Raw genomic sequence first — 21,027 nt, 5'->3', positions numbered from 1 at the left:
ATGAAACGTAAAGCAATTTTAAGTTCGCTTGCAGTGGCGGCGATGGCACTTGCAGCATGCTCAGATAAAGAGGTTGCAAATTCTGGAGGAGAGGTTCAGGCAACGGCAGAAGAAAAAATCGTCATTGACCAGGCGGGAACAGAGGTAACGATTCCTGCTGAAGTGAATTCGATTGTATCAGGCGGGATTTTACCGTACTTCCACACATGGTATGTGGCGACAAACTCTACAAAGGAAATTGTAGGGATGCATCCGAATTCTTATAATGCGGCAGAAAATTCAATTTTAGCGAAAATGTCACCGGATATTTTAAAAGCGGATACATCGTTTGTGCAAAATGGTGAAATGAACGTAGAGGAATTAATGAAAATTAACCCGGACGTATTTTTTGAGCTCGCTACAGATGAAAAATCAATCGAGCAAGCACGTAAAGCCGGTATTAATACAGTGGCGATTAAAGCAATTGATGCAGCGGCAGCAGAGCCACTTGCAACATTCAATAGCTGGCTGGAGTTAACGGGTGAAATCGCAAGAACAACAGATCGTGCAGATCAATTTATCGAAATCGGTACAGCGGTACAAAATGAAATTAACGAAAAAATTGCTGGCTTAACGAAAGAACAGAAGCCAAATGCATTAATGATGTATCAATTATCAGAGCAGGCAATTACAGTGAGCGGTAAAAACTTCTTTGGGAATCAATGGCTGAATGCAACAGGTGCCAATGATGTAGCAGAAGACGAAGTAACTGGTCGTAAAGATGTGAATATGGAGCAAATTTATAACTGGAATCCGGAAATCATTTACTTAACGAACTTTACGGAAATCCAACCAGAGGACCTATATAACAATACGATTCCAGGTCAGGACTGGAGCGAGGTTGAAGCGGTTAAGAATAAGCAGGTTTATAAAATTCCATTAGGTATTTATCGTTGGTTCCCGCCAAGTGGGGATGCACCGCTAATGCTGAAGTGGTTAGCGAACAATAACCAACCTGAGTTATTTGACTATGATATGAACGCAGAAATTAAGAGCTATTACAAAGACTTTTACGGGTTTGACTTAACAGATAAAGAAGTAGAGCGCATTTTGCATCCTTCTTCTGACGCTGCGAAGTATTAAGAAATCGAGGGACGCTTATGAAAACGTGGAAAAATATTTTACTATGGGTTTTACCACTCGTTATTGCAATTGCTTCACTCGGTATTGGACGCTTTGAAGTAGATTTTGTAACGGTCGTAAAAATTTTAGGCTCACATATTTTTCCGATAGAAGCAACTTGGACGCAAATGGAATATAACGTTGTCATGACAGTTCGGCTGCCGCGTATTATCCTCGCACTATTGATCGGTGCGGGGCTTTCCATTTCCGGGGCAGCTTTCCAAGGGATGTTTGCCAATCCATTAGTGAGCGCGGACATTTTAGGTGTCGCAGCAGGTGCAGGATTCGGTGCTTCTATCGGGATTTTATTATTCGGAAATGGTTATGTAACACAAGGCTTGGCATTAATTTTTGGTTTAGCAGCCATTGGTTTTACGTATGTAATCGGTGGGTCTGGACGCAATATGCCGATCTTTATGCTCGTGCTGGCAGGGGTTGTAACAAGTGCGTTGTTTAATGCCTTAATTTCTTTAACAAAGTTTGTAGCCGACCCTGAAGAAAAGCTGCCTGCCATTACGTATTGGTTAATGGGGAGCTTAGGGACAGCTTCATACCGTGATTTATGGACAGCCGGCCCGATTATTTTAGTCGGCATGCTGATATTACTTGCATTGCGCTGGCGTATTAACTTATTGACATTACCTGATGAAGAAGCAAAATCATTAGGAATTAACGTAACACGCCTAAAATGGCTTGTCATCGCAGGAGCTACGCTTTGTACAGCGGCAGCCGTTGCGGTAGCGGGGATTGTTGGCTGGGTTGGATTAATTATTCCGCATATTGCGCGAATGTTTGTTGGTAGTAATAATGAGCGTGTATTACCGGTGTCGATAGCACTTGGAGGGGCGTATTTGTTATTAATCGACACATTGGCCCGTTCGGTAACGGCGGCGGAAATTCCGTTATCAATCTTAACGGCGATTGTCGGAGCACCGTTCTTTGCTTATCTTTTACGTCGTACAGGAGGTAGCTGGTCATGAAAATAGAAGTACGTGAAGGCAACTTCTGCTATGCAAAAAAGAAGGAAGTAAAGCCGTTTATTTATGAATCGAATATTAGCTTTACTCTGGAGCCGGGAAAGATTATGGCGATACTAGGTCCGAACGGCGCAGGGAAAACGACGCTATTAAAATGTATTACCGGCTTGCACGGTTGGCGTGTTGGTGAAACATTGATTGATGATGTACCACTTAAAAGGGTTTCGCAAAAAGAGCTTTGGAAGAAAATCGGCTATGTACCGCAAGCGCATAAAATGGTGTTCGGCTTTTCAATTGAAGACTTAGTGGTGATGGGGCGTGCGCCGTACATTGGCTCATTGTCAAAGCCACGCAAGGAAGATTATGAAAAGGCGCATCAGGCATTAAATGAAGTCGGAATTGAGCATTTGGCGAAAAAGTCGTGCAATGAAGTTAGTGGCGGGGAGCTGCAACTCGCTTTAATTGCCCGCACACTTGTATCGAATCCGGAAATTTTAATATTGGATGAGCCGGAATCGCATTTGGATGTGCAAAAGCAGGTCGTTATTTTAGAGACGTTAAAACGCCTATCTAAAGACCATAATATTTCATGTATTATTAATACACATTATCCGAACCATGCGTTCTATTTAGCGGACCAGGTGCTGATGATTGCGAAGAACAAGAAAGCGGTGATCGGTCCGGTACAGGAGGTCATGACGGAATCGCGCATGAAGGAGTACTTCAATATTGAACTGCGTAAGCTCATTTTTGAAGAAGAGGATTTACTGTTTGAAACGATGGTGCCACTTGCGCTTGCTGCAAAGCGCGATATTAGTGAATGTCGATTTAATAGCTTTGAATAAGTGAATGATTGCGCGAAGCTATATTTGGATAAAATTTGCTGTGCATTTCCAAGAAATATTGTAAAGAGGTTCGCAGTTTGATATACTATTTGGTATTGTGACGTCCATACTTAGGAGGTGGAGCAAATGCATACGTTATTTACAGTATTACTTCTGATCGTAGCTTTAGCCTTAATCGTTGTCGTGTTATTACAATCAGGTAAAAGCGCTGGTTTATCAGGTGCCATCTCTGGTGGAGCTGAGCAACTATTCGGTAAACAGAAAGCTCGCGGGATGGATCTAGTATTACACCGCACAACAATCGTTCTTTCTGTTGCATTCTTCGTGTTAGCTTTAGCTATTACGAAACTCTAATTGAACGAAAATTAAACGCCTAACCTTGCATTTATTGCGAGGTTAGGCTTTTTCTTTTTGTTCACCAGTTTTTTTCAAAATGGAATATTATTCAATGGCACTATGTTATTAAACCACTACATCATGCTTAAATTGAACCAACCCTGTTTCATTCGCAAAAAGCGCAACTTGCGTACGATCACCAAGCTCCAATTTTGATAACACCTGGCTTACATGCTTTTTCACGGTATTTTCTGATATATAAAGACTACGAGCTATTTGTTTATTCGAAAAACCCATTCCTAACTTTTCTAATACCTCTTTTTCCTTAGATGTAAGGAGCGCTAGACGGCTGTCATCTATTGGTGACTCCTTTTGTGTTTGTACGAGCATATCGATTAAATCTGGGTCATAATATTTTCTACCCTTTTGAATTAGTTGAATGGCATAAATGAGTTCTTCTGGATGTGAATTAAGAGAAATATATCCAACCACATCCATTGCCATTGCACGTTGAAATGATTCAATATCTTTTAAAAAGGTAAGAACCGCAAATTTGCACTTGCACCCTAATTTCCTCGCTTCATTAATCAATTTTAATCCACATTCATCTCCTATCTGAAAATCAATAATTGCCAAATCCGGCATTTCTTTTTGAAGCATATCAAGTGCTTCTTGTGTATTGCCCGCTTCTTCGATGATTTCTAGTTTATCATCAGTTGATAGAATGGAAATTAATCCTCTGCGAATGATTGCTTGATCATTCACCAATAAAATTTTCATTAATAAATTGCCCCCCCACTCATATAAAAAGAGTGCTACTAAGAAATGACTTTCAAATGAAGTGAGGCCGGTTGCACCACTGACTCCATACATCCAAGGTGCCCAGTTTGAGGATGTATTTCATAGTCTCCTAATGTAAAACTTTGTTCTGTTAATAAGTAGTATGTGTATTTTTGAATAAGATTGAAGAACTAGATGATGGAATTTTCGGTCTATTTACTGTGGAATTTACTTCGGAAATATGATATTCGAAAATTAAAAACTCTAATTCATTATACTTAGTTATCCTTGGAATTTTTTGTCATTATATATTTAACCTTAAGCACTTTCTTTGTAATCTTTTTGCTTATCTCGTCGTTTTATATCTATTTATGTTGGAAGTAAGAGCATAATCTACCACTTTTGATGACTGAGCAGTAGTTTAAAAGCCATTGGAACCATTAGTTGTTCATAGGGTAGTTAAAAAATTCTGCTACGAATGATTAGCACCATTAATAGATACGACAATATTTTCTAAATACGATTATATAGTTTAAATGCAACACGTCACTAAATAAGTAATAGGCATCTTATTTAAGAATAGAACAAAAGGAATTGTGAGGGTCGCCTCTGGAAGCTAATAACCATAGGGGAGGTAAAACAAAATACTTCTTATTAATGTAAAGTGGAAATCAAAATAAGTCAATTGATTATAGTCGTATTTACCAATTTTAATTCCAATGATTAACAATGTGGGAAAAAATCGAAGCCGATGTATTCATGGGACAAAGATAAAACGGTGGTACATCAGTATTTATAGATGCTGTTTAACCAATTAGTAGTATATCGGATAACACTAAAGTATACCGTTGGGTAAGTTCGAAAGTAGAATGCCAAAGTGCTAAAAATCACCCATTAGAGGTGAGAGGAAATTTATGGGGCGGTCTATACTAAATCTAGTTCCACATTCATAGTCGAAAAGTGAAGTGCAAAGGGGGAGGACATTAGCTTTTAATTGCCTTACTATGAATTTGGCGCAAGGTATCAAATAATGTTTTATCAAAGTGTAGGAAACTCGTACCCAACGTCGAGAAAGATGACTTTCTATACGATCCAGGGAAGAGCAAAAAAAAACTAAAAAACTATTTGGAGGAATTTAAAATGAGTATCAAAAAGAAACTAGCAATGGGAATCGCAACGGGAGCACTAGCTGTAAGTATGATCGGCGGGGGAACTTATGCATATTTCAGTGATACAGAAACAAGCACAAATACATTCAAGGCAGGTACATTGGATTTAGCGCTTAACCCTACGGAAATTATCAATGTAGATAATATTAAGCCTGGAGACTGGATGAATAGATCATTTACATTAAAAAATGACGGTTCACTTGACATTGCAAAAGTGTTGCTTGATACAGATTATGTGGTAACAGATGCAAATGGCGATAATGTGGAAGATTTTGGGCAACATATTCGTGTTAATTTCATGTGGAACCCAGATAAAAATGCTAGTGGCATTTGGTTAGACAATGTAATTTACAATACTACTCTTGCAGAATTAAAGGGAATGACACCAGATGCTGTTGCTAATAAAATCTTTATTCCATATTTTGAAGAACGTGGTGGATTGAAAGCAGGAGATTCTGATACTCTAGGGGTTCAATTTGAATTTGTAGAAAATAACGCAGATCAAAATGAATTCCAAGGCGATTCTTTACAATTAACTTGGAAGTTTGAGGCAAAACAAGGTAAGGGCGTAGCAAAATAATATTTCTTTAGGGAGGAGAGCCCTTCTCCTCCCTTATTTTATGTAAAATCTGTCGGAACTCTTCCTTATATATATTTCTCAGCGTATAAATTGCTTTTGTGTTTTGAGGAATATATTTAAGGAAACTCCAATTAACGAAATTAGAAAGGCGGTATTGGATTGAACCCCAGACCTCGAGGCAGATATAAGAAAAAGAAGTACAATCTGATTCTATATTTAAAAATAACCCTTATTGGATATTTAGCTATTTTTGGAGTCAATTATTTGTCATCCGATACATCCGCCTATCTCAGCAGTCAGTCTGTCATTAGCGATACCATCACGGCAGGTATATGGGAAGTGCCAGTAGCTCCAGCCTGTGGGGTGGAAGACTTGGTTGAGACGGTGCCGGGTGAGGAATCCGAGCCTAGCACTGAGCAAACAGCAAATACTTCTCAGGAAGAAAAGGCAAATCCTCCACAGGAAGAAACAGCAACGGTTGCTATAACAAGTTCAGAGAATGAAATGGACTGTGTAATCGTGGTGGGTGCTCCTGGACTTGGAGCTATAGATGCAGGTAATTCAAGTGATTTAGCATGTAAGAAAACAGATGCACCAGTATTGCAAGTACCGGTATCGGAAGTATCCGTTTCAGAGCCTGTAACAGAAGTGGTCCCTGTTTCGAATGACAAAGTCGATTGTAAAAAAGAAGATAAAAATGAAGCTGTAAAGAAAGATGAAGAAAAAGATAAAGATAAAGATAAAAATAAAGATAAAGATAAAGCACCAGAAGATGTAGAAGCACCAGCTAGTGACAAAGAAGCTGACAAGAAAGATCCGGAGAAGGATGAAAAAGAAGCTGAAAAAGACAAAGCACCAGAAGATGTAGATGCTCCAGCCAATGACGAAGAAAAAGCTTCAGAAGAGGCGGAAGCTCCAGCTAGTGACAAAGAAAAGGCAGAAGCCCCAAACCAAAAGGAATTAACTCCTGTGGAAAAAGAAGCGAAGAAAGATTCCGGAACTAAAGAAGGTTCAGGTGAGAGCAAGGAGAACATGGGACAAAAATCGAACAATGAAGGTCCAACTCAACCGGTTAGGAGCCCTGAAACTACTAAAGAAGCTAGCGAGGGTTCGCCACTACTGCAGCCATAAATCTTCGTTTTGAAAGAAAATACTAATAACAAAGGGTGGTACGAATGAGAAGTATAAGAAATAAATCAAAGAATAGCAAAATTATGAAATGGATCAATAATATTGTTACAGGTATTTTAATGACGCTTCTCATTAGCGTCGCTTTCATCGTAGTTATTTCAAAAGTGTCGGGCGGAGAACCTCAATTTTTCGGGTATCAATTAAAAACCGTTCTTTCGGGATCGATGGAACCAGGAATTCAAACAGGCTCTATTATCGCTGTCAAAACTGCAGAGGATAAAACGAGCTATAAGGCAGGGGATGTTATCACGTACCAGGAAGCAGAAGGTTTTTTAGTTACTCACCGCATTACAGAGGTGGTTTCAAATGGGGATTCTGTTCTTTACCGGACAAAGGGTGATAACAACCAGTCAGAGGATATGAATCCAGTAATGGCTGAAAATGTGGTGGCACAATACACAGGCTTCACATTGCCGTACGTTGGGTATTTTAATAACTTTGCTTCATCGAAAAATGGTGCATTTTTATTGATTATACCAGGCATCCTATTGCTTTTATACTCAGTATTTACACTTTGGAAAGCATTAGCTTTAATTGAAATCCCTCAGAGAAAACAAGCGGAAGTAATTACAGAGGATAGTGGGAAAAGCACATCTTGAATCGATTGCACGGATATGGAGGATTATATGAAAAAACTGTTTCAAATTTTACCGCTGCTTTTGCTGTTAGGTTGTATGTCGTTATTTTCCGTAACAAGTGCGTTTGCAGATGATGAAAGCACTGCGGAAAATAATGAAATAAATATCAGCCTTTCACCAGAGGAAACCTTATTTGATATTACGAATATGAAGCCTGGTGATTGGGCGCCTAGGACAATTACAGTCAAAAACATTGGAAGTAAAGACTTTGACTATCTCATGCAGATACAAAATAGTGGAGATGAAATGCTGTTTAATGAACTGCTACTCGAAATAAAAGCTGCAGACGAAGAATTGTATCAAGACAAATTAGCTGACTTTAAATCGTTGCCTATAAGAAAACTGGCAACGGGCAACGAGGAAAATTTGGATGTAACGATTCGTTTTCCAGAGCACTTGGGTAATGAATTCCAAGGACTTCATGCCTCATTCGATTTCATTTTTACAGCAGAAGGAAATGACAGTGAGACAGAGACTGTTCAGGAAGTGATGGTAGGGAAGATAGATAGTTCAGGAAGTCCTATGTCAGGAGGTCCACGTTTACCTGACAGCACAACAAATTTAGTTAATTTCATGTTAATTGGTGGTGCTCTTGGAGTAGCTGGGATTGTCTTAATCATCATTATTTATTACAGAAGGCTAAGATTTGTTCAATAATCTTATACGGATTTTATTAAACGCCTAACCTCGCATTTATTGCAAGGTTGGGCTTTTTCTTTTAGTACGGGGCAAAACACAGTATAATAGAAGAAATGGAAAGTTATTCATCAAAATGATCGATTCGTAGGTGTGTACGGATCGTATTTTTCATATCTTGAATAAGATAGGAGCCATGAGCATGAAAACAGCTATGTCTTCACCGTTCTTCTTTCAGGCAGGTAAAAGGGCGGTATTATTATTACATGGATTTACAGGCAGTTCAGCAGATGTGAGGATGCTTGGCCGCTTTTTGGAAAAGCAAGGCTATACATCGCTTGCACCGCATTATAAAGGCCATGGTGTACCACCGGAAGAGTTAATCGTCTCCAATCCCGATGAATGGTGGGAAGACGTAAAAAGTGGGTATACTACATTAAAGGAAGCAGGCTATGAGGAAATCGCCGTTGCAGGACTATCGCTCGGTGGCGTTTTTTCGTTAAAGCTTGCGACAAGTCATCCGGTGAAAGGTGTAGTCACAATGTGCTCACCGATGACGATGCGCACGACAGACATTATGTTTGAAGGCGTACTTGACTATGCAAAACAATACAAAAAAAAACAAGGTAAAAGTGAACAGGAAATTGAATTAGAGATTGAAGCAATTAAAGAGCAGGGCATGGCTTCATTACCTGAACTGCAGCAGCTTATCTACGATGTACGACAATCGATTGACCATTTGTATGCGCCGATTTTAGTAATCCAATCGCGCAACGACCAAGTCATCAACCCCGATTCCGCCAATATCATCTTTGAAACCGTCGAATCCATCGACAAAACCATCAGCTGGTATGAAGAATCAGGACATGTCATTACACTCGATAAAGAAAAAGACAAGCTTCATGAAGAAGTTCTCACGTTTTTAAATTCGTTAGATTGGACAGTCTAATGATGTGAAATAATTTTGTTCAATTTATTTATAAAGAAGAAAAGTATGTTTAACCGTACAGTAGTTGATTGTAGTGGAGGTTCGACTCCAGCGGGAACAGCGCGCGCCTGAGACTACAGGCTCAGGCCGTGCCCGCGGAAAGCGTAACCGTAACGAAAATCAACGGTTATTAAGGAAAGACCTTTATAAACTTTTTATAGGTAAACTTGAACTTTATTTTCTGTTCAAAGGAGGGAAATAATACATGACACAACAAAATGAATTACAACAGCGCGTCCTCGATATGATGAAGGACGATGGCTACAAACCAATGACCGTTTCGGAAATTGAAGATATGCTTGAATTGGTAGAAGCGGATGATTTCCGTGAATTAGTTAAAACACTCGTAAAAATGGAAGCACAAGGACTAATTGTCCGCTCCCGTTCGAATCGTTATGGTTTACCGGAGCGCATGAACTTACTGCGCGGCCGCTTTATCGGGAATGCAAAAGGCTTTGGCTTCGTTGCACCGGAAGAACAGGGCATGGATGATATTTTCATCCCAGCACATGAAGTAAACGGGGCGCTAAATGAGGATACTGTATTGGTCCGTGTATTAAAGGAACAATCAGGTGACCGCCGTGAAGGTACGGTTGTTAAAATCGTTGAACGCAGTAAAACTTCATTTGTAGGTACGTACCAGGCAAATCGTGGCTTTGGCTTTGTTATTACAGATGATAAAAAGCTGAATATGGATATTTTCATCGCGAAGGAAGATTCATTGGGCGCGGTAGATGGACATAAAGTAGTCGTAGAAGTGACACATTGGCCAGATGCAGCTAAATCAGCGACAGGGATGGTTACGAAAATTTTAGGTCATAAAAATGATCCGGGTGTGGACATTTTATCGATCCTTTATAAATATGATATTCCGCCAGAGTTCCCTGAAGAGGTTGTTCAGGCAGCAATCGATGTACCGGAGGAAATTACGGAGCAGGATTTAGTCGGTCGTCGTGACCTACGTAATGAAGTCATCGTAACAATTGACGGTGCAGACGCAAAAGACTTGGATGATGCCGTAACAGTTGTCAAAAATGATGATGGTACGTATAAATTAGGTGTTCATATTGCCGATGTTAGCTACTATGTCACACAGGGTTCAGTACTAGATGAGGAAGCTTATGAACGTGCGACTTCTGTTTATTTAACAGACCGCGTTATTCCGATGATTCCACACCGTTTGTCAAATGGGATTTGTTCATTAAATCCACAGGTTGACCGTTTAACATTATCTTGTGAAATGACGATTGATGGAGCAGGTCATGTTGTAAAGCATGAAATTTTCCAAAGTGTCATTAACACGACGGAGCGTATGACGTATACGGACGTTTATAATATTTTAGAAAATCCGGATGAAAATCCAGAGCTAATGGAGCGCTATGAAAAATTAGTGCCGATGTTTAGAGATATGGCTGACTTAGCGCAAATTCTTAGAAGTAAACGTATGGGGCGCGGTGCAATTGACTTTGACTTTAAGGAATCAAAAGTATTAGTTGATGAAGATGGCTGGCCGACTGACATCGTATTACGCGAGCGTACAGTAGCAGAGCGTCTAATCGAAGAATTCATGCTTGCGGCAAACGAAACAATTGCCGAGCATTTCCACTGGATGGAGCTGCCGTTCATTTACCGTATTCACGAAGATCCGAAACCAGAAAAATTACAACGTTTCTTTGAGTTCGTGACAAATTTTGGTATTATGATAAAAGGTACAGGAAACTCGGTACATCCAAAAGCACTTCAGGAAGTCATTAAATCGATTGAAGGCTTACCAGAAGAGCCAGTTATTTCAACGATGTTATTACGTTCGATGCAGCAGGCTAAGTATTATGCGGAGTCTTTAGGTCACTTCGGTTTATCGACAGAGTTTTATACGCATTTCACATCACCAATCCGTCGTTATCCGGATTTAATCGTCCATCGTTTAATTCGTACGTATTTAGTAAATGGTGATACGTCGAAGGAAACAGTTGTTCAGTGGAGTGCTGTAATGGATGAAATTGCGGAACATACGTCAAGCCGTGAGCGTCGTGCAGTAGAGGCAGAGCGTGATACAGATGCATTGAAGAAGGCACAGTTCATGTCTGACAAAATCGGTGAAGAGTTCGAAGGGATTGTGTCATCGATTACGAACTTCGGTATTTTCGTGGAGCTTGAAAATACAGTAGAAGGACTTGTGCATATTTCGAATATGACCGACGATTACTACCGCTTTGATGACCGTCAAATGTCAATGATCGGTGAGCGTACGGGTCGCCAATTCCGTATTGGGGATGAAGTGAAGATCCGTGTAGCGAATGTTGTGATTGAGGAATCTTCAGTCGACTTTGAAATTGTCGACATGGTGAGCAGTCCACGTCCAGCTCGTCGCCCAACATCAAAAGTAATCCATGCAGGTCGCAGAGAAGGCCGTGGCAAGGATGCTGAGCGCACAGGCGAAAAACGTGACCGCAAAGCACGTGGGGGAAGCAAGGCACGTCCTGAAAAAGCAAAACGTTCAGGCACGTCTGACCGTGATCCACGTGGACGCCGAAAAGAAGGCAAAGCGGGCGATAAGCCGAAGTTTTTCGAGGGCATCGCTAAAGGAAAAAAGAAAAAAAGTAAAAAGAAATAATAAGGTGTGAAGCTATGATGCAATTTTCGGCATCATAGCCACACTCCCTTATGTGGATAATAGAGGTGTTAAAGAGATGGCAAAAGGCACAGGTAAAGTTTTGGCTCAAAACAAAAAAGCAAGCCATGATTACTTCATAGAAGAAACGATTGAAGCAGGGATGGTACTGACAGGTACAGAGATTAAATCTGTACGAGGTGCCCGCGTCCAGCTGAAGGAAGCTTATATTAGTGTGATGGGCGGCGAAGCATGGGTTAAAAATATGCATATTTCTCCGTTCGATCAAGGCAATCGCTTCAACCATGACCCATTACGTGAACGCAAGCTGCTCTTACATAAAAAGCAAATTAGTGAGTTAGTCGGTGCAGTAAAACGTGACGGCTATACAATCGTGCCACTTAAAATGTATATTAAGGACGGCTATGCGAAGCTGCTAATCGGTCTTGCAAAAGGTAAGAAGGATTACGATAAGCGTCATGATATGAAGAAGAAGGAAGCAAAACGCGACATGGAGCGTGCTTTCAAGGATCGCCAACAGTAAGCGGGATTTCTTTTTTTTAGTAAGAGTAACTACCTAATAAGTAAATTGAATAGGAGCAGCCCGGTTTTTGCTGAGGTCGCTTGTATAAGATTTTTTAAGAGGTATGTTGAAGGTTTTAAAATCTTTTAACATATCTTTTTTTGTGTGAAAAAAGTGGTTTTGAATATTTTACTTGTGGGTAATAATTAAAAATGGACATTAAATAGAGAATTTTTATAGGTAGAACAAGTGATTTTTAGGAAAGGTACTAGAATAATAGGGGGATATAACAGGTGATAAGAATACGCAATGCAGAAATCATAGATAGAATTGTTTTGTTAGTTGAAAAACATAGTGAAAATCCTAAATGTATGGCAATGGTAGAAGAACTGGTTGCGATAAAATGTCCGGAATACGAGGAGGTTTTTGAAGAACAAGTAGGAATGCCTTTAAGTGAATATATTTCAGCCATCCGTTTATACAAAGCTGAGAAATCGCTTGTAAATAATGGGGTCGGCCATATAAAGTGGCAAAGCCAATTCAGTTGATCCGTTCATGGAAAGAACAGGACAATCATAAATGTGCTTGATGGACATGAAGCGATGACGGAATCGTAGCTTTGCGATGGAGAGCGAAGCAAATATTGGCAAGGTGTAATCGAAGCGGATTTACTTGCAAGCTCGCACGTTTTGTCATATAATTTACTGTACTAGCCAGTGTGTATCTACTCATACGGTACACGTTTTAATGAGCATCTCGCTCATGCCGAAACTTAACTCGGGTTTACTACTACTCGGGGACGTTACGGATTCGACAGGGGTGGTTCAAGCTCTGGTCGCGCGTCGGAGGTCTCGTCTTCGTCAACAACGGAAGTTATATAATAACTGGCAAACAACAAAACTTCGCTTTCGCAGCTTAATACTGCGTAGCACTCAGCCTGTCTATCGCCCATGTAGACTACGCTGGGTTCAACTTAAGTGGGATACGATCGTTGGCACCACCTGAGTCAACGGTAAGAGATTCCCAGGTTAGCGATTCGGACGCCTGTCTGTCGGCATAAGAATTCGCGAATTGCAAATAGACAAACTACACGCGTAGAAGCCGGCGTATTGGAGCTTCTGGACGTGGGTTCGACTCCCACCGTCTCCATTTAATGGAAATCAAATGATTTCACTGAGTGTCAAAATCCTTGATAGACAAGGGTTTTGGCGCTTTTTTTATTTCATCTGGTTTCATCTGATTTCATCGAAAAATAGTCAATTTGTAGTCAGGAAATAGTCAGCAGCTTAACCTTAACTCATTATCAACAAGGTTTAAATCATTCCACGTCAGTGCTAATGCTTCACTTTTTCGCATTCCGGTATAAGAGATTAAACGCAGCAAAGTATAAGCTTTATAATCTAAATGAAGTTCAGCGTAGTTTAAAAAGGTAGTTAATTCTTCCTTTGTATAAAAGTTTGCATCTTCCTCGTTAACTGGTTCAGAATAAGTTTGTTTAACTTTTGTTTCGACATGAGTAAAAGGATTGGTTGCAAGATAGCCATGAACGATTGCAAAGTCTAAAACTTTTTTTGCATAGGCTTTGATAGTTCGTGCTTTTTTTACTTTACCAGCCCATTCATCAAAGTGCTTTTGACAAATTGCTATCGTAATCTTTTCGATACGGTAGTTGCCCATGCTTGGTAGTATATGATTTTTGAAATAGCCTATAGTTTTAACAAAAGTACTTTCTTCGACGGTTTTTTCGTATTGAATAATCCATAAATCATACACATCTTGAAATGTTTCAGCTCTTGATGATTTATATGTTCCTTGAGAAACTTCAAATTTAATTTTGGTAAGTGCATGTTCAGCTTCTCTTTTAGTTTTAAATCCTCGACGAGTGGTATTATCAGGTTTACCTGTTAATTCATTTATCCCTAAATAAACTCGGAACATATAAAGTGTTTCGCCTTTTTTGTTTTTGTAGCTTTTAATTGATGATCTCGTTTGAGCCATTATTATTCCTCCTAGTATCGTTGCGGGGGCAAGATATAAAAGGAGAGGATTAACCTCCACATCATTATATATGAATGTGTAAGATTAGTTCCTCTCGCAAGGGTTTAAAAACTATAACTTTCCATAAATCGATCTACTTCTTTTTTAGAAACACGTTTCACTCCATCGATTTCAGTTACTTTCAACCCCATTGATCTAAATTTAATAAACGTATTGTATGAAACACCTGCATATGATGCACCTTCCTTTAAAGATAACCATTCTTTATATTCAATCGATAATTTCGTGATTGATTTTTCAATGGTATGAATGATGTGGTTTTCTAAGTTTAAAATATCCATTGTTATTCGCTCCTTTTGTAAATAAATTCAATTGATATCATTTGATGTATCAAGCATAGCATCCTGAACATTGAATGAGGTTTGTATTTTTTTGATGTGTGTACGATGGCTTTTGGCCAATTAAATACAGTTATTAAAGCGATTTGAAATTATGAATTATATGCCGGTGTATAACTATGAGAGATAGTTATCAAATTTGCTTAGATATTCACAGATTGAACTTTATAGCCTAGTTGAACAATTGATAAAACGTATATTAAGATAAGCGAAAATATCAAATCTAAAGTAATACACAGAAAACTGTCTACTTTAGAAGAAAGGAATATAAGTTATGGTAGATACAATAAAGTTTGATATTCCACTTAGATTAACTATGAAGGATCTTCGAGAAATAAAATGGACGTCAATGACTGAACGTCAAAGTAATGGCAGTGTTAAATGTTTTTATAACATTAAGGAGAACGAATTTATAGGAGAGCCTTTTATTTCTTATACATTCGATAAGGATGAACCGACAAAGTGTTGGTTACGAGTTGAAGTGTCGTTACCGAAATTTAGACACGGTACAAACTTTTACGAATTAAATGATGATGAAATGAAGTGGACGCTGGATATGATAAAAGTGTTCCTATGCAAAAAATTAAAAGTCTCTTTGAATAGGTTACCTGGTGTTGATTCTTGGACTATAAAAAAAATGCATGTCTGTAAAAACTTTAATGTAGGTTCAAATATGCAGCGGTATTTATCAAACGCTTCAAAAAAAGTGCTTCAAAAAAGAAAAAACACTACTTATAAAGCGAGTGGGAAAGATAAAATTCAGTCTGTGGTTTGGAAAGCGAAATCAACAGCAGAGAAGGTATATGATAAGCAAGCTGAAATTAAAGAGAATGAAAAAAACCATGATGACTTTATAACTTTAATTCCAAAGAGTAAAGGGTGTCTAAGGTATGAGAGTGAACTGAGTCGCAGTGATTTAAGAATTCTTCACTCGAAGAATACTACTTCTCAAATACTTTCTTCTGCTGTCATAAAACCATTATTAAATAAGAATCTTAAACGCTTAAATTTGAACTTTAATATTCAAAGTACAGAACTTAAGCGAGTTTTGAATCTTATTGAAAGCGATAGTACCATTAGTACTCGTAGTAAAAGTAGTTTAATAGCTTTTGTTACAAAAATACATACATTAGGAGAGAGTCAGACAAAACAATCATATTCCCAAGCAGGTTTCTATAAAATTAAATCTAGCTATGATGATTTCCGTCTTAAAAATGCAACCATAATAACTCAAAATCTTGAGCAATTAAGTGTCAATAAATTTGATTTTGCAAAATTTAATTAAATTTTTAAAATCCAATGTTACAATTCGCATGGTTGGCTAGTATATAAATATAAGCATTTAACTTTTAAGTTAATATTTGTGTTCTTTATAGAAAGCCATGACTTAAAAGCCCTGAATTAACGAGGATAAGAGCAAAGAATCACATTTTTAATGATTTCTTCGCCCATTAATTGAAATATGGCAGAAAAGGTACGCCTTGAATATATGCACCTTCAAATAGCTTAGAAATAACCTTTTTCTTTCATCGACAGATATTTATTTGAACCGACGATGATATGGTCGACAATTTCGATACCAATGATTCGGCCAGCTTCTACTAATCGTTCAGTTACTTGGATGTCTTCAGGAGATGGTGACGTATCTCCCGAAGGGTGGTTGTGTGATAGGATTGCACATGCACAAGAGCGTTTGACTAATTCTTTCATGATTTCGCGAGGATGACAGATGGATGCATTTAAAGAGCCGACAAAGACTGTTTTACGGAATGTTACTTCATTTTTTGTATTTAACCCTAGTACAACGAAATGCTCTTGTTGTAGATGCTGTAAATCTTGTAGATATGTGTATGCATCTTGTGGGCTACGAATTTTGAAGCGTTGCTCTGTTGTTACTGGATTCATGCGAGCTAATTGAAGCGCGGCGATGATTTGTTGTGCTTTTGTTTTACCGATACCTTTAATGTTTAATAACTCTTCTTCCGTTACATCTAATAACTCCTGAATAGATGGATAGCGAGTGAAGATTTCAGAAAGGATATAGCCATCTTCCTTTTCACGTAATGTCGTTGCGATTAATGATTTGAATGTATTTTCGTTAATTGTAGTCATAATTAATTCCTCCAATTTGTATAAGTTTTTTAAATACAAAAAGGAGCAGCGTCGACGCCACTCCCTTGTGTGTGATAAACTTGAATTACGTTGATAACGCATCTAGATACATCTGTTAAATGTATTTAGATAAAGAAAAGCCCATCTGCTGCATTTGCAATAGATGGGCTTTAATGTAATATTTTACTTATTAGTTTTGTTCATAATATTTTAAATAAATTTCCCATTTAATAAAAATATTTAGGGGTGATAAAATGATAGATAGTAAGTTTCAAAAAGAGCTTAAGTCTATATTATTTTTTGCATTAGAATATGGTATAAAACATGTTGAAATTCAAAATTATAAAAAACCTCCAATAGAGTTTATAGGGAAAGTACATGAAGGTTTTATGAAGACTCAAAAAATGATAATACAAAATTTATTGATTATTGGTAGAGAAGAAAAGAAGTTAAAGGATAGACTTAAGACTTCTAGAAAGAATAGAGAGACAGATTTAATAAATGATTTAGAAGGTAAAATCAAATCTGTACAATATAAAAAAGTAATTCTAAGGAAAGTTGCAGATTCTATTGCTTGGACTTTACTAAGTTTTGATAGCACAAAAGTAAAAAGGTTATTCTTAAATAATCCCCAAGTGGAAATATATAATTCTAACTTAGCACATGAAATTAAAGTCATGGAAGAGATATTTCAAAATGATGTACATAGTTTCGCTTTATTAACTGATATCACTTCCTTTATACAAATTGCAGATTTAATGGTAATGGATTTTAACTCTAAGAAAATAGGTTTTGCAGAGTTAAAAGAAGGAAGAATAAATGAAGAAATTTCAGACACACTAAATCATTTTTTTGAAACAAATTGTGAATTTGCGTTATATCAATCAGTAAAAGATAAAGATAAAAAATTTATGAAGCAAATGGATAGATATCTTAAACAAGAAATTAAAACGCATGAAGTGCTTAATACAATAAATACTGGAGAAGGAAAGGATTTGGCTTCTGGTTACAACGTATTTATTCCAGAAGAAGTTTTCGAACCGGTATTCTTTGAAAATATTGTAGGAGATATGCTTAAAGAAGTTCAGAAAAAGAGTTATAGTTTAAGACTTATTGACGAATGTTTAATTATTGGAGTATATAATGCTAGGCATATTCCTATTCATACAGCATTTGAAAGCTGGAAAAAGACATGTGGTATTGATTTCCCAACTATAGATTTAAAAACTTTTTTATATGATCCAACAGCAAGACCACTTTTTTTATGCAATTTCAGTATAAATGATATAGTTAAGATACTAAGTGGTGAAATATACATTTTGATGTCTATAGATTTTGATAAATGGATTAAGATGTTAATAACAGCAGGAGTTAATGTCAAACTGCTGACGCAAAAAGAAACTGAGAAAATTAATAAAGTACCCAATATCGTAAAACCTTTCGAGTACAAAGGACAAGCAATTCAAATAGAGCATCAGGGTATTACAGAGATATTAGGTGGTGGTATTTTTGAAAAAATGTTTAATCAGTTTTTCAAACCAACATCAATAATTGAGTTTTTAAAGTTTAAAGAAAAAGTTTTGGAAAACAAATATAGATGATTAGTTTTAATCATAATTATTCTATAAAAAAATTTTAAAACCCATCTACTGCTTATGCAATGGATGGGTTTTGTTATTGCTGAATATGGTCGATAACAGCATCATTGCCGTGTTGTTGAGCGTACTGTAGTAACAATAATTCTTGTGTGAATTCATGTGCTTGTCGCTTCGTCAACAAGATGCTTTTGTCGACATCGTATTTTATCTTCATCATCTCCTTTGCTACACCGTTAGACATGTCCATTTGCTTAACGATACGAAATAGTGTTTTTAATTGCTGCTCTGTTGCAGGGGCATCACCTCCTTTACGGTCTGGTTTAGGAAAGTCTTCAATATCTTGTGTAAATAATCCGGAAGTTCTAGTAGCGGATAATACAGCGTCAATCAATGCACGTTTCTTTGCCATCTTTAGTAATGTGTTGACGATTGTAAAAGGATCTTGGTAGCGGAAAGAAGCCTCCTTGCTATTGCATGAACCGATTCCCTCAGCTTCTACAACACCTGTTTTCTTATTTGATAATGTTACCTTCACCTCATATGAAAAAATCCCAACTTCCCATTGTTCAATACGATTGATGACATCAACTGTTTTAGAAAAACCAAATGCGTCACATAACTTTTCAGCACCAGGCTTTAATAATGTAGGTTTTGAGAAACCATCGATTGAGCCATAATCAACCCCGCGTACCATCGACGTCTTTACAAAATCCTGAAGCTTATTGATACGTTCCTTTGCTTCTGTCGACGTAATGATTAAATCAGGTAGTGTTGATGTCGACGATGGAATTGATGTTGATTCCTGTTGTAGTTGAACGATGTTGTTTGCGGATTCTTGTTTTGATTGTTTCATTTGTTTTTTCGCTCCTTTGTTTGTTGGATGACTTGCTTAGATAATTGAGAAAGACGTGTCGATGATTGTTGAAGAGAATGCTGCATTTTTTCACTAAGTTGAGAATTATAATCTAAACTCTTTGCCGCGCGGTTGATGACGCTAGCAGCGATGATTCTTGATTTGTTGTTGATGGATGAGATTGAATCATCGAGCTTTGTCGACAATGTTTTAATGTTTGTAGATGAAAAGAAACGACGTCGATGTGTTTGATCGATTGTCGTTTCTACGGTATCAATAGCAATGGAAATTCTTTTTCTTTCAATGACTAAATTGGAAAATAACGTGTAATTATTTCTGTCGATAGCAATTAATACTGCCTCTTCAACTGTTTGTAGTTGGTGCGTTAAATCGATGTGTAGCTCCTTTATTTCCTTCCTTGATAAATCAACACCATCTTCTAACGACGATGCTTGGAAACGTTGTTTAAATCGTTTTAACATGTTTATTCCTCCGATACCTTTTTATATTGGTGATAACTTTTCACTGTCAACTTGATGAGAATGCCTCCTTCTTGCTGGCGCTCTTCTCACTACGCCTTTTTTCGCTGTAACACAAAAAAGCCGCTACATATCCAAATGGATACATAGCGACTTATGTATAGAGGGGTGGGGCATGAAACACGGGTACTCCTCTTTGTAATTAAAGTGACCAGGTACTGGGGTTGAAATATATATTTAACAATTATGTTTAGAATTTTGTTACTATTGAATTTACATTACCTTACAATATAAAAGAGAGATAGTACTGTAAATAAATTCGGGAGGTATATAAAGTAGTGGAAAGTAAAGTTGTTGATAAAAGTATTGAATTTGATGCCACACACAGTTGGAATGGTTTTTGTTATCAAGGGAAGGTAGCGATTATTGCTGTAATCGATTATATGATTAATTCAATTGGAAATATTGAATTAATTAATCAGTATAGTTTGGAATTTGAGTATTTAGAGGATTTTTCGATACTTAAAAATGAAGATTATGTTCAAATTCATCAAGTGAAATCTTATGGGGTAGATTCTTTAAGTAATTACAGGGATGCAATATGGTTATTACTTGGAAAATCTGTATATGATAATTATAAATCAATTACTAGAGCATATTTGCATACAGCAGAACGTATTGAATCAAATGGAAAAACTCTTTTAGATATTGCTACTTTAAGAGAAGCATTAATAGCCTCAAAAGCACCTTCAAGTTCAAAATCCAAAACTCAAATGAGCCCTTTTGAATTATATAAATATGTAGAAGATAATAACCTATTGGATGATGCTTTTAAGAAGTTATCAATTTATGAATATTCTAATGGTGATTTATATTGTACTTTATTAAATATAGAAGAGTTGACCAAGAAAAAAATTGAAGAATACTTTGAATTTACGGGTAAGAAACAAGATTTAGAACAAAAAGGATTATTAAATGACTATAAAGAAAGTGTGTATGTTAACCTTTTGGGATTTATTGATAAACACATAAATTATAGACATTTTCATAGACAAAAAGGTACTGAAGATTATGAGAAAGAGATAAATTTAATTGAGATTCATAATATTTTAACTAAAGATTATGAAAAATTACCTAAATCATTATATATATAT

General features: G+C 37.2%; 21 protein-coding genes, 1 other RNA gene and 1 riboswitch. Of the genes, 16 read left to right on the top strand and 6 right to left on the bottom strand.

Translation table 11 applies throughout. From position 1 onward, the window contains the following. The 4 genes from H9632_RS12205 to secG all read left to right on the top strand — a co-directional run bounded on the left by H9632_RS12205 (position 1) and on the right by secG (position 3,337). A complete protein-coding gene (locus H9632_RS12205; RefSeq protein ID WP_191704351.1) occupies positions 1–1,122 on the top strand; it encodes an ABC transporter substrate-binding protein in 1,122 nt (373 codons plus the stop codon). 17 nt (positions 1,123–1,139) lie between these two features. Next, positions 1,140–2,141 carry a FecCD family ABC transporter permease gene (locus H9632_RS12200; protein ID WP_191704350.1) on the top strand — a complete coding sequence of 334 codons (1,002 nt, stop codon included), beginning with the start codon at positions 1,140–1,142 and terminating at the stop codon, positions 2,139–2,141. Beyond that, complete coding sequence (locus H9632_RS12195; protein WP_191704349.1) at positions 2,138–2,983, top strand: ABC transporter ATP-binding protein; 846 nt, start codon at positions 2,138–2,140, stop codon at positions 2,981–2,983. Before H9632_RS12200 ends, H9632_RS12195 begins: the two co-directional genes overlap by 4 nt. Before the next feature lie 126 nt (positions 2,984–3,109). Continuing rightward, positions 3,110–3,337 carry a preprotein translocase subunit SecG gene (gene secG, locus H9632_RS12190; protein WP_191704348.1) on the top strand — a complete coding sequence of 76 codons (228 nt, stop codon included), beginning with the start codon at positions 3,110–3,112 and terminating at the stop codon, positions 3,335–3,337. Positions 3,338–3,445: 108 nt separating this feature from the next. Here secG and H9632_RS12185 read toward each other — a convergent pair whose 3' ends face one another. After that, a complete protein-coding gene (locus H9632_RS12185) occupies positions 3,446–4,099 on the bottom strand; it encodes a LuxR C-terminal-related transcriptional regulator (RefSeq protein ID WP_191704347.1) in 654 nt (217 codons plus the stop codon). 56 nt (positions 4,100–4,155) lie between these two features. Next, positions 4,156–4,239: riboswitch (cyclic di-GMP riboswitch) on the bottom strand. 1,000 nt (positions 4,240–5,239) lie between these two features. Between H9632_RS12185 and H9632_RS12180 the strand changes: the two genes are divergently transcribed. The 9 genes from H9632_RS12180 (at position 5,240) to ssrA (ending at position 13,587) form a co-directional block, all read left to right on the top strand. Then, positions 5,240–5,848 carry a CalY family protein gene (locus tag H9632_RS12180; protein ID WP_191704346.1) on the top strand — a complete coding sequence of 203 codons (609 nt, stop codon included), beginning with the start codon at positions 5,240–5,242 and terminating at the stop codon, positions 5,846–5,848. A 264-nt stretch (positions 5,849–6,112) separates the two neighbouring features. Then, the gene (locus tag H9632_RS12175) at positions 6,113–6,979 is read left to right on the top strand and encodes a hypothetical protein (protein WP_191704345.1); all 867 of its coding nucleotides are present in this window, start codon (positions 6,113–6,115) and stop codon (positions 6,977–6,979) included. Positions 6,980–7,023: 44 nt separating this feature from the next. Next, positions 7,024–7,638 carry a signal peptidase I SipW gene (gene sipW, locus H9632_RS12170; RefSeq protein ID WP_191704344.1) on the top strand — a complete coding sequence of 205 codons (615 nt, stop codon included), beginning with the start codon at positions 7,024–7,026 and terminating at the stop codon, positions 7,636–7,638. Between the two features lie 27 nt (positions 7,639–7,665). Continuing rightward, positions 7,666–8,334: a M73 family metallopeptidase gene (locus H9632_RS12165; RefSeq protein ID WP_191704343.1), complete on the top strand. Its 669-nt coding sequence runs from the start codon at positions 7,666–7,668 to the stop codon at positions 8,332–8,334. 181 nt (positions 8,335–8,515) lie between these two features. Continuing rightward, positions 8,516–9,262 carry an alpha/beta hydrolase gene (locus H9632_RS12160; RefSeq protein WP_191704342.1) on the top strand — a complete coding sequence of 249 codons (747 nt, stop codon included), beginning with the start codon at positions 8,516–8,518 and terminating at the stop codon, positions 9,260–9,262. A gap of 244 nt (positions 9,263–9,506) precedes the next feature. Then, the gene (gene rnr / locus H9632_RS12155) at positions 9,507–11,915 is read left to right on the top strand and encodes a ribonuclease R (RefSeq protein ID WP_191704341.1); all 2,409 of its coding nucleotides are present in this window, start codon (positions 9,507–9,509) and stop codon (positions 11,913–11,915) included. Positions 11,916–11,991: 76 nt separating this feature from the next. Then, a complete protein-coding gene (gene smpB, locus H9632_RS12150) occupies positions 11,992–12,456 on the top strand; it encodes an SsrA-binding protein SmpB (protein WP_191704340.1) in 465 nt (154 codons plus the stop codon). 272 nt (positions 12,457–12,728) lie between these two features. Then, positions 12,729–12,983: a hypothetical protein gene (locus tag H9632_RS12145; RefSeq protein ID WP_191704339.1), complete on the top strand. Its 255-nt coding sequence runs from the start codon at positions 12,729–12,731 to the stop codon at positions 12,981–12,983. 247 nt (positions 12,984–13,230) lie between these two features. After that, positions 13,231–13,587, top strand: a transfer-messenger RNA (tmRNA) gene (gene ssrA, locus H9632_RS12140). 126 nt (positions 13,588–13,713) lie between these two features. Here the strand turns inward: ssrA and H9632_RS12135 are convergent. Further along, positions 13,714–14,433 carry a site-specific integrase gene (locus H9632_RS12135; protein ID WP_191704338.1) on the bottom strand — a complete coding sequence of 240 codons (720 nt, stop codon included), beginning with the start codon at positions 14,431–14,433 and terminating at the stop codon, positions 13,714–13,716. Between the two features lie 104 nt (positions 14,434–14,537). Next, a complete protein-coding gene (locus H9632_RS12130; protein ID WP_191704337.1) occupies positions 14,538–14,774 on the bottom strand; it encodes a MerR family transcriptional regulator in 237 nt (78 codons plus the stop codon). A gap of 331 nt (positions 14,775–15,105) precedes the next feature. Here H9632_RS12130 and H9632_RS12125 point away from each other — a divergent pair, with 331 nt between their 5' ends. Next, on the top strand, positions 15,106–16,116 hold the full coding sequence (locus H9632_RS12125) for a hypothetical protein (RefSeq protein ID WP_191704336.1): 1,011 nt from the start codon (positions 15,106–15,108) through the stop codon (positions 16,114–16,116). Positions 16,117–16,337: 221 nt separating this feature from the next. On the opposite strand, the gene radC is transcribed toward H9632_RS12125, so the two are convergent. Further along, complete coding sequence (radC, locus tag H9632_RS12120; protein WP_191704335.1) at positions 16,338–16,943, bottom strand: RadC family protein; 606 nt, start codon at positions 16,941–16,943, stop codon at positions 16,338–16,340. A 254-nt stretch (positions 16,944–17,197) separates the two neighbouring features. Here radC and H9632_RS12115 point away from each other — a divergent pair, with 254 nt between their 5' ends. Then, positions 17,198–18,544: a hypothetical protein gene (locus H9632_RS12115; protein WP_191704334.1), complete on the top strand. Its 1,347-nt coding sequence runs from the start codon at positions 17,198–17,200 to the stop codon at positions 18,542–18,544. A gap of 73 nt (positions 18,545–18,617) precedes the next feature. On the opposite strand, the gene H9632_RS12110 is transcribed toward H9632_RS12115, so the two are convergent. Next, a complete protein-coding gene (locus H9632_RS12110; RefSeq protein ID WP_191704333.1) occupies positions 18,618–19,394 on the bottom strand; it encodes a hypothetical protein in 777 nt (258 codons plus the stop codon). Then, positions 19,391–19,876: a hypothetical protein gene (locus tag H9632_RS12105; RefSeq protein ID WP_191704332.1), complete on the bottom strand. Its 486-nt coding sequence runs from the start codon at positions 19,874–19,876 to the stop codon at positions 19,391–19,393. The genes H9632_RS12110 and H9632_RS12105 overlap by 4 nt, the downstream gene beginning before the upstream one ends. Positions 19,877–20,211: 335 nt before the next feature. On the opposite strand from H9632_RS12105, the gene H9632_RS12100 reads away from it, so the two are divergent. Further along, on the top strand, positions 20,212–21,027 hold an 816-nt coding region (locus tag H9632_RS12100; protein ID WP_318247696.1), incomplete at its 3' end, for an ABC-three component system protein.

Origin of the sequence: Solibacillus merdavium (assembly GCF_014836935.1) — a bacterium.
GTDB classification, from domain to species: Bacteria; Bacillota; Bacilli; order Bacillales_A; family Planococcaceae; genus Solibacillus; species Solibacillus ferritrahens.
Note: the sequence above shows the minus strand (reverse complement) of the source record. Positions and strands in the feature narration are given on the sequence as shown.